At 70.7% G+C, this 12,395-nt stretch carries 11 protein-coding genes; 8 read left to right on the top strand and 3 right to left on the bottom strand.

Features of this window, described 5'->3' with window-relative positions; genetic code table 11:
• The first annotated feature begins 34 nt into the window (after window positions 1-34).
• Entirely contained in the window at window positions 35-898 is an 864-nt protein-coding gene (gene purU / locus G4G93_RS10885) for a formyltetrahydrofolate deformylase (RefSeq protein WP_165084020.1), read from the top strand.
• Between the two features lie 140 nt (window positions 899-1,038).
• Here the strand turns inward: purU and G4G93_RS10880 are convergent, their stop codons facing one another.
• The 3 genes from G4G93_RS10880 to G4G93_RS10870 all read right to left on the bottom strand — a co-directional run bounded on the left by G4G93_RS10880 (window position 1,039) and on the right by G4G93_RS10870 (window position 4,512).
• A complete protein-coding gene (locus G4G93_RS10880; protein ID WP_165084017.1) occupies window positions 1,039-2,301 on the bottom strand; it encodes an endonuclease/exonuclease/phosphatase family protein in 1,263 nt (420 codons plus the stop codon).
• Window positions 2,302-2,412: 111 nt separating this feature from the next.
• On the bottom strand, window positions 2,413-3,897 hold the full coding sequence (locus G4G93_RS10875) for a hypothetical protein (RefSeq protein WP_165084015.1): 1,485 nt from the start codon (window positions 3,895-3,897) through the stop codon (window positions 2,413-2,415).
• A 138-nt stretch (window positions 3,898-4,035) separates the two neighbouring features.
• A complete protein-coding gene (locus G4G93_RS10870) occupies window positions 4,036-4,512 on the bottom strand; it encodes a phage tail protein (protein ID WP_165084013.1) in 477 nt (158 codons plus the stop codon).
• A 438-nt stretch (window positions 4,513-4,950) separates the two neighbouring features.
• Here G4G93_RS10870 and G4G93_RS10865 point away from each other — a divergent pair, with 438 nt between their 5' ends.
• The 7 genes from G4G93_RS10865 (at window position 4,951) to G4G93_RS10835 (ending at window position 12,390) form a co-directional block, all read left to right on the top strand.
• Window positions 4,951-5,385, top strand: coding sequence for a heme-binding protein (locus G4G93_RS10865; RefSeq protein ID WP_165084011.1), 435 nt, complete (start codon window positions 4,951-4,953; stop codon window positions 5,383-5,385).
• Window positions 5,386-5,393: 8 nt separating this feature from the next.
• The gene (locus G4G93_RS10860) at window positions 5,394-6,995 is read left to right on the top strand and encodes a peptide ABC transporter substrate-binding protein (protein ID WP_165084009.1); all 1,602 of its coding nucleotides are present in this window, start codon (window positions 5,394-5,396) and stop codon (window positions 6,993-6,995) included.
• Between the two features lie 10 nt (window positions 6,996-7,005).
• Complete coding sequence (locus tag G4G93_RS10855; RefSeq protein ID WP_165084007.1) at window positions 7,006-7,929, top strand: ABC transporter permease; 924 nt, start codon at window positions 7,006-7,008, stop codon at window positions 7,927-7,929.
• 2 nt (window positions 7,930-7,931) lie between these two features.
• Window positions 7,932-9,053, top strand: a complete 1,122-nt coding sequence (locus G4G93_RS10850) for an ABC transporter permease (RefSeq protein WP_165084005.1) — start codon at window positions 7,932-7,934, stop codon at window positions 9,051-9,053.
• Window positions 9,050-10,678 carry an ABC transporter ATP-binding protein gene (locus tag G4G93_RS10845; protein WP_165084003.1) on the top strand — a complete coding sequence of 543 codons (1,629 nt, stop codon included), beginning with the start codon at window positions 9,050-9,052 and terminating at the stop codon, window positions 10,676-10,678. Before G4G93_RS10850 ends, G4G93_RS10845 begins: the two co-directional genes overlap by 4 nt.
• 102 nt (window positions 10,679-10,780) lie before the next feature.
• Window positions 10,781-11,269, top strand: a complete 489-nt coding sequence (locus tag G4G93_RS10840; protein ID WP_165084001.1) for a hypothetical protein — start codon at window positions 10,781-10,783, stop codon at window positions 11,267-11,269.
• Between the two features lie 404 nt (window positions 11,270-11,673).
• On the top strand, window positions 11,674-12,390 hold the full coding sequence (locus G4G93_RS10835) for a ribonuclease activity regulator RraA (protein WP_206289685.1): 717 nt from the start codon (window positions 11,674-11,676) through the stop codon (window positions 12,388-12,390).
• Window positions 12,391-12,395: the final 5 nt, after the last annotated feature.

The raw sequence follows: 12,395 nt of genomic DNA, 5'->3' as shown, positions 1-12,395 counted from the left end.
CGGAGCCCTGTCTTCGTTTCGGCACCGAGCCCCCATGACCACCCCCTCCTACGTCCTCTCCCTCTCCTGCACCAACGTCCCGGGGATCGTGGCCGGCGTGTCGGCCTACCTGTTCGCGGCCGGCTGCAACATCCTCGACGCGCAGCAATTCGACGACGTCGAGACCGGCCGCTTCTTCATGCGCATCGTGTTCAACCCGGTCCGGGGCGAGCCGGGGCGGGACGCGCTGGCCGAGGGCTTCTCCGGCGTGGCGCAGCGCTTCGGCATGGACTGGACCTTGCGCGACCGGGCCGAGCGGCGGCGCGTGATGCTGCTGGTCTCGCGCTTCGACCACTGCCTCAACGACCTCATCTACCGCTGGCGCATCGGCGAATTGCCGATGGAGGTCTGCGCCGTGGTGTCGAACTACCCGCGCGAGATCTACGGCGCGGCCGACCTCGCCGGGGTGCCGTTCCACCACCTGCCGATCACGCCCGACACCAAGCCGCAGCAGGAAGCCGCCCTGTGGCGCCTCGTCGAGGAGACCGGCGCCGAGCTGGTCGTGCTCGCCCGCTACATGCAGATCCTGTCGGACGACCTGTCGCAGAAGCTCGCGGGCCGCTGCATCAACATCCACCACTCGTTCCTGCCCGGCTTCAAGGGCGCCCGGCCCTACCACCAGGCGCATGAGCGCGGCGTGAAGCTGATCGGCGCCACCTCGCACCTCGTCACCGGCGACCTCGACGAGGGGCCGATCATCGAGCAGGACGTCGAGCGCATCTCGCACCGCGACACCCCCGACGACCTCGTGCGCAAGGGCCGCGACATCGAGCGCCGGGTGCTGGCCCGTGCCGTCCGCTACGTCCTGGAGGACCGGGTGATCGCCAACGGCCGCAAGACGGTGGTGTTCACGGATTGAGGCGGCGGGAGGCCTCGCGCCCGACGGCTTCGCATAGTCTCCTGTCGTGTACCGTGGATCCGAGATCATGCGATGCTTCAGGTCGTTGATGTCGCCGCCTGTCCTGCGACGAACCAGTCTCCGCGGCGTCGGACGACGCTCTACAAGCCCGTATCCATGCGGGCAAAGAGGCTCTGGCTCTCCCCGCGCATCGTGGTTTCCGGCGGCCTGAAGACGTTTCTCGGGGCGGCGAATTCCTCGCCGTTCCTGCCGAACGGCTCGAAGATGTTCAGCTTGGGCCGGGATTGATCGAAGATCGCGGCTTCGTCGCGCGCGCCGGCGACGCTCCGGTTGCCGATCGGAGGGAGATCCTCGATATCGATCGCCTGCGGTCGTGATCCGAGGGCGCCCGAGGTCTCGGCACGGGTCTCGGCATGGACGGGCATCGCCTCCGGCAGCGAGCCGGTGAGAGCGGAATCGACCAGTGAGGCGGGCGCGTGCCACAGATCCTCGAAATAGGTGCTGATCGCGCCGTGATCCGAGACGCGCCCGCCGCCGGGCAGCTCCTCGGCGGCCGTCACCACGGTTTGCTTCGGTTTGTTGGTGAGGGCCTCATCGACCAGCACGCGATCCCACCGGTGTGAGCCGAAGGTCGAGCTGCTCGTCTTCCTGAGTGTCGTGCCGCCGCCTCCCGCAAGCGGGATGTCGACATACCCGCCCTCGCCGATCGACCCGCGATAATTCAGGTCTCCGATGATGAAGTCGGCTCTCTTCGCGCGCGACGATCTGATCGTCGCATTCAGTATCCTTTTGTTTTTGCTGATTGCAGGACCCGGGCTGTGGAAGCTTGCGATCCGGAGTTCTCGCCCGGATTTATCCAGGGGGCGAACTTTGAAAAGCTTTCCCTTCCTGAACCAGCTCGATGTTTTATCGATTGTTCTGTAATGCTCTTTTCGGGCGACGAGGGGCGACAGTCCGGCGTCCCGTGCCTTCCGGCTCGGAATCTTCTGGCGCTTGCTGATCTTCTTGCTGTCCAGGTGAAGTCCGAGCTTTTTCTCGGCGTTCTCATCGTCGTCGCGTATCTCATCGGAGATATGAGCGTGAAAATCGACGTCTTCCGCCTCGATGTCGAGCCCGATGGAAAATGTGACGACGTGCTCGTTGCGGACGCCGCCCAGCGGGTCGGATCGAAACCGCGCGTTCCCGAGGCCTTCGGCTGCGAATTCCCGCTGCAGACCGGCGGCGATCGATCCGGCCTCGGCCTCGGTGCCGATGATCTCGAGAAACTGGCCGACGACCAGGGCGGACGGGTCATCGTGGCCTTCGATCACGCGTTTGACCGTCTTGGCGACGGTCGTTGCCATGGACAGCTTCTTCGTGCTGAAGTTCTCGAGGTTCCACGACAAGGCAATGAGGCCGGGCATCGCAACGTCCTGAGGGAAGGCGGGGGCGGAAGGGGGCGAGGCGCCCGGCCCGGGCCGATCGGCATGGGCTGGGCGCGGAGCGAGGCCGGCGTTGCCGGTACGCGCGGATCGCTACCCGACCGCCATCGCCATGATCTGGTAGCCAGCCTTCGACTGGCCGCCGACCGGGGTCGCCGTGATGGTCACGGTGTTCAGGCCCATCTGGAGGTAGTCGCAATAGTCGTTGGAGCTGAAATCCTTGTTGCGCAGCGTGATCGCCGAGACGTTGTCGCCGCCGGATCCCATTTCCTGGGCGTCGACGAACCGGGTCAGGGGCATCGCGGTGTCGCCGTTGACGACGAGGCTCAGCTGGATCGGCGTGCCGGCGGTGATCCAGTGCCGGAGCGAGAGCGTCACGGTCCGCGACGGGTCCACGACCTTGAAGGAGACGGTCATCTCGACGGGGCCGGTCGAGAAATCCGTGCTCAGGACCCCGTTGAAGCCTTGGCCGCGCACCAGGAGGTCGTTGGAATCGGCCGTGATCGCGAAGGCCGCGCCGGTCGAGGTCGGCGCCACGTCGAATTGCGGCGCGATGAAGCCGAGGACCGCCGGGCCGGCCCCGGGCGCCTGGATCGGATCGAGGGCCAGGAGCGGCAGGTCGAGCGGGTCCGACGTGTAGAGGATCGGCTGGTAGGTCGTGAGATCGGCCGTCAGCTGCCCGCCGCTGACCTTGTGCGAGGCCGCCCCGTAGATGAGGGTGTGCTTGAAGACCGGACCGATGGCGTCGCCATGCCCCTTGACCGGGGTCACCAGCCAGGAGGCGCGGGCGACGAAGTCCAGGCCGAAATTCGACAGCTCCGACGGCGGGTAGACGACGCTGCCGTCATACAGGCGCGCGGCGACGAAGGCCGGCAGGACGATGTTCGCGTTCGCGTCCGTGCCTTTGAACTGCATGACGTTCCAGGGATATTCCTGACCCCAGACCCAGGTCGGGCTCTGCGTCGCCGTGTTGATCGACGCGTAGCTCCCCCAGTCCTTGATCGCCATCGAGCTGGAGTTCGACAGCTGCGAGCCGTGGTCGACCGCGGAGCCGGTGCTGAGCGAGCTGGACTGCTCGTTCGTCGTGGAGAACTGCGCGTTGGACGACACGTCGCCGACGGGGGCGTCGCCGAAGAATCCGAGCGATGCGGAAAAGCCGTAGCTGTTGGTCTGCGCCGTCGAGGATCCAGTCGTCGATTGACGCGACGTGGATGAGTTTTGGCTCTGGGCGATGTTCTGGCTCGTGTTGACCGTCGTGTTTAGCGTTCTTGGTGAATATTCGACGATATTGACGGTCGATATTTGCTTGTTCGGATCCAGCAGGTCGATGGAATTCTTGAGGATCGCCGGATAGTTGAGAAAGCTCGTCGTCGCGCCGGCGGCGGGATTGTAGGCGGCCGGGTTGGGCAGGACCAGCCTCTGGGTGCAGGTGATCAGGTAGGACTTGGCGGTGCCGAGGTTCCTGACGTCGTTATAGGCTCGGACTTCGTACTGGATGATCGTTTCGCCGAGCGTCGTCTGGGACGACACGATCGGCTGGGTGACGAAGTGCGTGTACAGGTCGCGGGCGATCAGCATCGGCGGTTCCCGGTGGCGGCATGGGCACGGATGGGGGGAGCGCTCCGAGCCGCGTCCCGCGGACGTCGGCTCGCTTGCGCACGGTGCGATACGGTCGATCGAAGGAAGCGCCCGATCTCGGCGAGACCGGGCGCCGGATCAGCAGGCGATGATGAAGTGAACGGACGCGTTCACGGGCCTCGTTTCGGTGCTGACCTGGAACTGGGCGGGGTCGGCCAGGGCGGTGACCGCCGGGCCGGCCTGCCAGTAATCGCCACTGGCGATGTCGCCGCTCGAGTTGGGGAAGATCGTGTAGGCGTGATTGTGGTTCTGGAAGGCGTGCGACTGGACCGAGCCCACCGACGGGGACTTGATCGCGGAGTTCTGCATGTCGGTCCGGCTTCCGACGTCGGGGTCCCGCTGTGCGCCGTCATCGGCGCCGCGGACGAACCGACCGCGCAGGTCGGGCAAGTAGAACTGTCCCTGCGGAGGGTTTGCGCCGAAGTTGAAACCGATTGCGTTGAAAAGCGACGGGTATTGACTCTGGCTGACGAGCGTACCGTCACACAATAAATATCCGGCAGGAATGGTCGAAACCGAGCCGCCCCACGCAAAAATGATTCCGGTATCAGCCATAAGCATCTCCTTGGGCGGCTAGTGATTCGAATCGCCCTCGCTTTTAGTAGGTCATATCGAGACAAAAAAATACGTCTCTTGCGTAGGAAGTAAATCTTCAAGGAAAACACATTTCCAAAATCTACAGGATTGCGGAGAAGATCGGATTTCGTCGTTTGTCGCCGCGTCGTCATGCCGGTGACATGATCGATGATCGGTCCCGGGCGAGGCGCGCGGTGGGGTCTTCGGGCGACGCCGACCGTCCGGGCGCGGCACGCGGCCCCCTTGCCCCCTCATGCCGAAGCAGGCCGCCGCTTGATCCAGGGCAGGCCGCCGCTTGGCTCGGCGCAGGCCGCCGCTTGGCGCTGCTCCCCTGGCGGGTTAAGGCCCGGTGCGCCAGAGTTCCTGACGGCGGCCCGGGCGGGAAACCGTCCGCGCGACCACCCGGAGTGACCAGAGATGTCCGACCTCACCCTCGACGCCGCCTCGACCGTCGTGACCGCCGCCCTCAAGGCCGGCCGCGAACTCGGGCTCAAGCCCCTGGCGGTGGTGGTGCTCGACGCCCGCGGCGCCCTCAAGGCGGCGGGCGTGGAGGACGGCACCAGCCTCAAGCGCTCCGAGATCGCCGCCGGCAAGGCCAACGGGGCGCTGGCGCTCGGCATCGGCTCGCGGGCCATCGCCAAGCGGGCCGAGGAGCAGGCCTATTTCATCGCGGCCGTCAGCCACGTCGCCGGTCCCGCCGGGCTGATCCCGGTCCCGGGCGGCGTGCTGATCAAGCGCGACGGCAAGCTCGTCGGCGCCGTCGGCATCTCGGGCGACACCTCCGACAACGACGAGAAGGCGGCGCTCGCCGGGATCGCGGCGGCCGGGCTCCAGGCCGAGACCGGCGCCTGAGCCGCGCCATGCGGCGCCGGGATTTCCTCGCGGCCTCGGGCGCCGCGGCCGTGGCTGCGGCGGCCCCCGCCCGGGCCGCCGGGCCCCGAGACCGTCCTCACGCCTACCGGCGGGGCAACGGCGCCGATCCCGAGACCCTGGACCCGCACAAGACCTCGACGGTCCCGGAGGCGACGATCCTCCTCGACCTCTACGAGGGATTGAGCGCCTACGGCCCCGACGGCAACCTGGTGCCGGGGGCGGCCTCCGGCTGGACCACCTCCGCCGACGGCCTGACCTGGACCTTCTCCCTGCGCCCCGACGGGCGCTGGTCGAACGGCGATCCGGTCGTCGCCGAGGACTTCGTGCACGGCTTCCGGCGCATGCTCGATCCGGCGACGGGGGCGAAATACGCCAGCGTGCTGGCGCCGATCCGCAACGCCGACGCCGTCAATCGCGGGGCGATGCCGGTGGACTCCGTCGGCGTCTCCGCCCCCGACCCGCTGACGGTGGTGATTGCGCTGGAGCAGGCGACCCCGTACTTCGTCGAGCTGATGGCCCACCAGGCGAGCACGCCGGTCCACCGGCCCTCCCTCGCCCGGTACGGCGACGCCTTCACCCGGCCCGGCAACCTGGTGTCGAACGGCGCCTACCGCCTCCAGGATTTCTCGCCGAACGACCGCATCACGGCGGTCCGCAGCCCGCATTACCGCGAGGCGGCCAGGGTCGCGATTCCCCAGGTCGAGTACATCCCGACCCCCGACCTCGCCGCCGCGGTGCGCCGCTTCGCCGCCGGGGAGATCGATTCCCTCGAGGACCTGCCGGCCGACCAGGTGCGGGCGCTCAGATCCCGCTTCGGCGAGGGCGTGATCCTCAACCCCGCCCTCGGCGTGCTCGCCCTGATGGTGAACGTGCGCAAGCGCCCCCTCGACGATGCGCGGGTGCGCCGCGCCCTGTCGCTCGCCCTCGACCGCGAGTTCCTGGCCGAGGCGGTGTGGGGCGAGACGATGCTGCCGGCCTATTCCCTCACCCCCGCCGGGCTCGACAACGCGCTGCCGCCGCCCGTGATGCCGGGCCGGGACCTCTCGCCGCTGGAGCGCGAGGATGCGGCGGTCGCGCTCCTCCGCGAGGCCGGCTACGGCCCGGGGGGAAGGCCGCTCTCGGTCGAGCTGCGCTACTCCATCACCGACAACAACCGGAACACCATGGTGGCGGTCGCCGACATGTGGCGGCCGCTCGCCGTGACGACCTCCTTCGCCGCCACCGACGCCAAGACCCACTACGCCTACCTGCGCGACGGCGGCCCGTTCGACATCGCCCGGATGAGCTGGCTCGCCGACTATGCCGACCCGCAGAACTTCCTGTTCCTGGTCGAGAGCGGCAATGACGGCTTCAATTCGGGCCGCTACGCCAACCCGGCCTACGACGCCCTGATGCGCGAGGCCGCCCGGGAGACCGACCTCGCGGCCCGGGCCCGGATCCTCTACCGGGCGGAAGAGCTCTTTCTCGCCGACCTGCCCTGGATCCCGCTGCTGCATTACCGGCACAAGCACCTGATCGGCCCGCGCCTGCGCGGCTTCACGCCCAACCTGCGCGGCGTCTCGCCGACCCGCTGGCTGTCTCTCGCGTGAGTCCCTGCTCATGACGCCGTACATCCTGCGCCGCCTCGCCCAGGGCGTCCCGACGCTGTTCCTCGTCGTCACCCTGTCGTTCTTCCTGGTGCGGCTCGCGCCGGGCGGGCCGTTCGACTTGGAGCGGCCGCTGCCGGCCGCCGCGATGGAGAACCTGCGCCGGGTCTACGGCCTCGACCAGCCGCTGCCGGTCCAGTACGGCCGCTACCTCGCGGCGCTGGCGCGGGGGGATCTCGGGCCGTCCTTCTCGGTGCGCGACCTCTCGGTGGCGGAGCTGTTCGCCCGCGGCCTGCCGGTCTCGATGACGCTCGGCGGCCTCGCCCTCCTGGTCGCGCTCGGCCTCGGTACGGCGCTCGGCGCGCTCTCGGCGCTGCGGCGGGGCTCCTGGCTGGACCACGCCGTGACCACCCTCGGCACCTTCGCGCTGACCGTGCCGGGCTTCGTGGTGGCGCCGCTGCTCCAGATCGCCTTCGGGCTGTCCCTGCGCTGGCTGCCCGTCGGCGGCTGGGACGACGGAAATCCGAAGAACCTCGTCCTGCCGGTCGTCACCCTGGCGCTGCCGCAGGTGGCGGTGATCGCCCGCCTCGCCCGGGCCGGCCTCGTCGAGGTGTTCGACCGGCCGCATTGGCGCACCCTGCGGGCCCTCGGCCTGCCGCCCCGGATCCTGGCGCTCCACGCCCTGCGCGGCGCGGCCCTGCCGGTCGTGTCCTATCTCGGGCCCGCCGCGGCCGGTCTCCTCACCGGGTCGGTGGTGGTCGAGACGGTGTTCGGCCTGCCCGGCGTCGGGCGCTACTTCGTCGACGGCGCCGTCAACCGCGATTACACGCTGGTCCTCGGCACCGTGGTGCTGATCGCGGTGTTCGTCCTCGTGCTCAACCTCGTCGCCGATCTCGCCTGCGCCCTCATCGACCCGCGATTGAGGGATGTCGGGTGAGCATGTCCGCGGCAAGCGCTCCGGCCGCCTTCGCCGAGGCCTCGCTCCTCGCCCGCGCCCGCCGGCGCCTCGCCGGCGACCGCGTCGCGCGGGCCTGCGCGGCGATCCTGGCCCTCGTCACCCTCGCCTGCCTTCTCGGCCCCTTCGTCACCGGCCACCCCTACGACCGGCTCTACTACGACTACCCCGGCACGCCGCCCTCGCTCGCGCTCTACCCGAGGCCGGATGCGGTCCGTCCCGCCCTCGACCGGCTCGCCTTCCGGATGCGGGTGCGGGCCGAGGATGTGAGCGTGACCGGCGACGCGGTCCGCCTGACGCTCGCCGCCGACAAGCCCGTCGACCCGCGGGTGCTGACGTTCTTCTCCCGCTCCGACATCTTCGGCGAGGCGCAGATCCTCGGGCGGTCGGAGGACGGGCGGCGCCTCGCCGTCGAGGCGCCGTTGCGCCGGCTTCGCTTCCTCGCCGGCACCGACGCGCTCGGGCGCGACCTCCTCACCCGCACCCTCGTCGCCGGGCGGCTGTCGCTGGCGCTCGGCCTGATGGCGACCGCGGTGGCGCTCGGCATCGGGGTCGCCTACGGGGCGCTCGCCGGCACCCTCGGCGGGCGGGTCGACGCGGCGATGATGCGCCTCGTCGACATCCTGTACTCCCTGCCCTTCGTGTTCTTCGTCATCATGCTGGTGGTGTTCTTCGGCCGCTCGGTGGCGCTGATCTTCGTCGCGGTCGGCGCGGTGGAGTGGCTCGACATGGCCCGCATCGTCCGGTCGGAGGCGCAGGGAATCCGCCGGCGCGACTACGTCCGGGCGGCCGAGGCGCTGGGGCTCACCACCGCGGCGATCCTGCGCCGGCACGTCGTGCCGAACCTGCTCGGGCCGGTCGTCGCCTTCGCGGCCCTGATGGTGCCCCGGGTGATCCTGCTCGAGAGTTTTCTGTCGTTCCTGGGCCTCGGCGTGCAGGAGCCGGCGACGAGCTGGGGCGTGCTGATCGCCGACGGCGCCCGCAGCCTCGAGACCGCGCCCTGGATGCTGGTCGTGCCGGCCGCCTTCCTGGTCGCCACCCTGCTCGCCCTGACGCTGCTGGGCGAGCGCCTGCGCGACGCCCTCGATCCGCGGGAGGGAGCATGAATCCGGGGAGCACGCACCCGCAGAGCCCGAGCCTCCTGTCCCTCCGCGGGCTCACGGTGCGCTACCCGGATGCCGGGGTGACGGCCCTCGACGGCCTCGACCTCGACCTCGCCCGCGGCGAGACCCTGGCCCTCGTCGGCGAATCGGGCTCGGGCAAGAGCCAGGTGGCGCTGGCCACGCTCGGCCTGCTGCCGCCCCAGGCGCGCGTCTCGGGCAGCGTGCGCTTCGACGGCACCGTGCTGACCGGGCTCGCGCGCCCCGCCCTCGACCGGATCCGCGGCGCCCGCATCGGCCTGGTGTTCCAGGAGCCGATGACCGCCCTCGATCCGCTCTTCGCGGTCGGCCACCAGATCGCCCTGCCGCTCCGCGCCCATCGCGGCATGAGCCGGCGCCAGGCCCGGGCGCGGGCCCGCGACCTGCTGGGTCTCGTCGGGATCCGCGACGCGGCGTCGCGCCTCTCCGCCTATCCCCACGAATTGTCGGGCGGCGAGCGCCAGCGGGTGATGATCGCGATGGCGCTCGCCTGCGAGCCCGACCTGCTGATCGCCGACGAGCCGACGACGGCCCTCGACGTCACCGTCCAGGCCCAGATCCTGGCGCTGCTCGCCGACCTGAAGGCGCGCCTCGGCCTCGCGCTCCTGTTCATCACCCACGACCTCAGGCTGGTGCGGCGCATCGCCGAGCGCACGGCGGTGCTGAGTTCCGGCCGCCTCGTCGAGGCGGGCCCGACCGAGCGGCTGTTCCGAGACCCGCGGGCGCCCGAGACCCGCGACCTGCTGGCCGCCGAGCCCGCCGGGCGCAAGGGTCCGGTGCCCGAGGGGGCGTCGGTGGTGCTGGAGGCGCGGGGCGTCTCGGTCGCCTATCCGGGGCCGCGGCGCTGGTGGCGGGCCGGCCCGCCGCGCCGCGCGGTCGAGGGGATCGACCTCACCCTGCGGGCCGGCCAGACCCTCGGGGTCGTCGGCGAATCGGGCTCGGGCAAGTCGAGCCTCGGCCGGGCGCTCCTGCGCCTCGAACCCGCCGCCCACGGCCTGGTGCGGTTCGAGGACCGCGACCTCACCCGCCTGGACCGCGCCTCCCTGAGGTCCCTGCGCCGCGGCTTCCAGCCGGTGTTCCAGGACCCGATGGGCTCGCTCTCGCCCCGCCTCACCGCCGGCGAGATCGTCGCCGAGGGGTTGCGGGTCCACGAGCCTCACCTGAGCGCCGCGGCCCGCGACGCGCGGGCGGCGGAGGCTTTTCGCGAGGTGCGCCTCGATCCCTCCTCGCGTCACCGCTTCCCGCACGCCTTCTCGGGCGGCCAGCGCCAGCGCATCGCCATCGCCCGTGCGCTGGCCTTGCGCCCCCGCCTCGTCGTCCTCGACGAGCCGACCTCCGCCCTCGACCGCACGGTGCAGCGCGACATCGTCGCCCTGCTGCGCGACCTCCAGGCGGCGCACGGCCTCGCCTACCTCTTCATCTCCCACGACCTCGCGGTGGTGCGGGCCTTGGCCGACACCGTGCTGGTCCTGCGGAACGGCCGCGAGGTCGAGCGCGGCCCGACCGACCGGGTGCTGGAGCGCCCGCGCGAGGCCTATACCCGGGCGCTGGTGGCGGCGGCCGGGCTCGACGACGGTCTCGCGCAGGCGTGAGCCGTTCCGATCCCCGCCGGCCCTTGCCGGCCCTTGACCCCCCGGCGGGCGGGCGCCACTTCGCGCCTTCCGATGCGGCATCATTCCTGGAGATCGAGACAGATGCGCTCCGCGCTCGCCCTCACGCTGCTCGCGCTCGCGGCCGCCGTGCCGACCCTCGGGCCGGCCGCCGCCCAGCCGGCCCCGAAGGGCCCGAAGGCCCCGCCGCCCCCGCCCAAGGAGGCGCCGCCGCCCGACCCGACCGCTGCGATGCTGTTCCCCTGCCGCACGCCGGAGGAGACCTGCTACGTCGGCGTGGTGAAGGACGGCAAGGTCACGGTTCTGTTCACCAACGACCGCAAGGCCGACGAGATCGCCGGCCAGCCGATGGCCGTCTCCGGCGAGGGCCTGGATCTCGCCAAGACCGAGAACCGGACCGTGATGCTGGTCGGCAGCTACGATCCGAAGGACGGGCTGACCAAGGCCGAGGTGGTCGACGTGGCGAGCCCCCTCGTGGCCTTCGCGCTGAAGTCGACGATCGGCGGCGGCGAGCCCGACGAGGGCGGCGACGAGCCCCCGGCCCCGCCGCCGCCGGCCCCGCGCAAGAAGTAGGGCTCGGCGCGCCCCGGATGAGGCGCGCTGCGAACCCTCCCCCCGTCTGCGGGGGAGGGTGCCCCACGGAGTGGGGCCAAAGAGGGGAGCCACGTTTCCGGAGAGGTCGCGCCCGCCATGAAGGGCACCCCCCGGATCAAGGTCGTGCTGCCCCTCTCGACGGGACTTCGTCCCGCTCGCCACCCTCCCCCGCAGAGGCGGGAGGGTTCGGGCCGCGCGCCGAGCCGCGATATCCCGGTTGATGTACTAAAACATTAGTGCTTCAATGCGCGCGTCACAGGCCGCCGCGGGCGGCCGCGGAGCGGCGAAGCCGTCCGGTGCGGCGGGGAGGAGTCGGGTCGGGCGGCGCGGCCCCTGGTCGTTCCCCGGCCTCCCCGGTCCTCGCCCCCGACCGGAGAGCCCCGATGCCCCTGAGCCCCGAGACCCGCGCGACGCTGAAGACCGTCAGCATCGCCACCCTGGCCACCGCCCTGTTCAAGCGCGGCCTGCGCAACCAGGTCATCCAGGACGTGCGCCCCCTCAACCCGCAGGCCGGGACGATGGTCGGCGAGGCCTACACCCTGCGCTACATCCCGGCCCGGGAGGACCTGAACACGCTGGCGGTCTTCCGCGATCCCACCCATCCCCAGCGCGTCGCCGTCGACCAGTGCCCGGAGGGGGCGGTGCTGGTGATGGACAGCCGCAAGAACCCGCGTGCGGCCTCCGCCGGGGGAATCCTGGTGACCCGCCTCATGAAGCGCGGCGCGGCCGGGGTCGTCACCGATGGCGGCTTTCGCGATTCGCCCGAGATCGGCGCCCTGCCCTTCCCGGCCTATCACAACCGCCCGTCGGCCCCGACCAACCTGACCCTGCACCAGGCCCTCGACATCAACGTGCCGATCGGCTGCGGCGACGTCGCGGTGTTCCCGGGCGACGTGGTGGTGGGCGATGCCGAGGGGGTGATCGTGATCCCGGCGGCGATCGCCGACGAGGTCGCCGCGGAAGCGGCCGAGATGACGGTGTTCGAGGATTTCGTGCTGGAGGAGGTCCGGAACGGCCGCGCCGTGGTCGGCCTCTACCCGCTCGTCGACGCGCAGGCCAAGGCCGACTTCGCGGCCTGGCGCGCGAAGACCGGACGCTGAGGACG

The organism is Methylobacterium sp. DB0501 (assembly GCF_011043735.1).
Lineage (GTDB): Bacteria > Pseudomonadota > Alphaproteobacteria > Rhizobiales > Beijerinckiaceae > Methylobacterium > Methylobacterium alsaeris.
This window is presented reverse-complemented; position numbering and strand designations above follow the sequence as displayed.

Bases quoted from the DNA above. Each gene is read 5' to 3' on its own strand.
- G4G93_RS10880 (WP_165084017.1), bottom strand. From the start codon at position 2,301: ATGCCCGGCCTCATTGCCTTGTCGTGGAACCTCGAGAACTTCAGCACG.
- G4G93_RS10850 (WP_165084005.1), top strand. From the start codon at position 7,932: ATGTCCGCGGCAAGCGCTCCGGCCGCCTTCGCCGAGGCCTCGCTCCTC.
- G4G93_RS10855 (WP_165084007.1), top strand. From the start codon at position 7,006: ATGACGCCGTACATCCTGCGCCGCCTCGCCCAGGGCGTCCCGACGCTG.
- G4G93_RS10840 (WP_165084001.1), top strand. From the start codon at position 10,781: ATGCGCTCCGCGCTCGCCCTCACGCTGCTCGCGCTCGCGGCCGCCGTG.
- G4G93_RS10845 (WP_165084003.1), top strand. From the start codon at position 9,050: ATGAATCCGGGGAGCACGCACCCGCAGAGCCCGAGCCTCCTGTCCCTC.
- G4G93_RS10865 (WP_165084011.1), top strand. From the start codon at position 4,951: ATGTCCGACCTCACCCTCGACGCCGCCTCGACCGTCGTGACCGCCGCC.
- purU (WP_165084020.1), top strand. From the start codon at position 35: ATGACCACCCCCTCCTACGTCCTCTCCCTCTCCTGCACCAACGTCCCG.
- G4G93_RS10875 (WP_165084015.1), bottom strand. From the start codon at position 3,897: ATGCTGATCGCCCGCGACCTGTACACGCACTTCGTCACCCAGCCGATC.
- G4G93_RS10835 (WP_206289685.1), top strand. From the start codon at position 11,674: ATGCCCCTGAGCCCCGAGACCCGCGCGACGCTGAAGACCGTCAGCATC.
- G4G93_RS10870 (WP_165084013.1), bottom strand. From the start codon at position 4,512: ATGGCTGATACCGGAATCATTTTTGCGTGGGGCGGCTCGGTTTCGACC.
- G4G93_RS10860 (WP_165084009.1), top strand. From the start codon at position 5,394: ATGCGGCGCCGGGATTTCCTCGCGGCCTCGGGCGCCGCGGCCGTGGCT.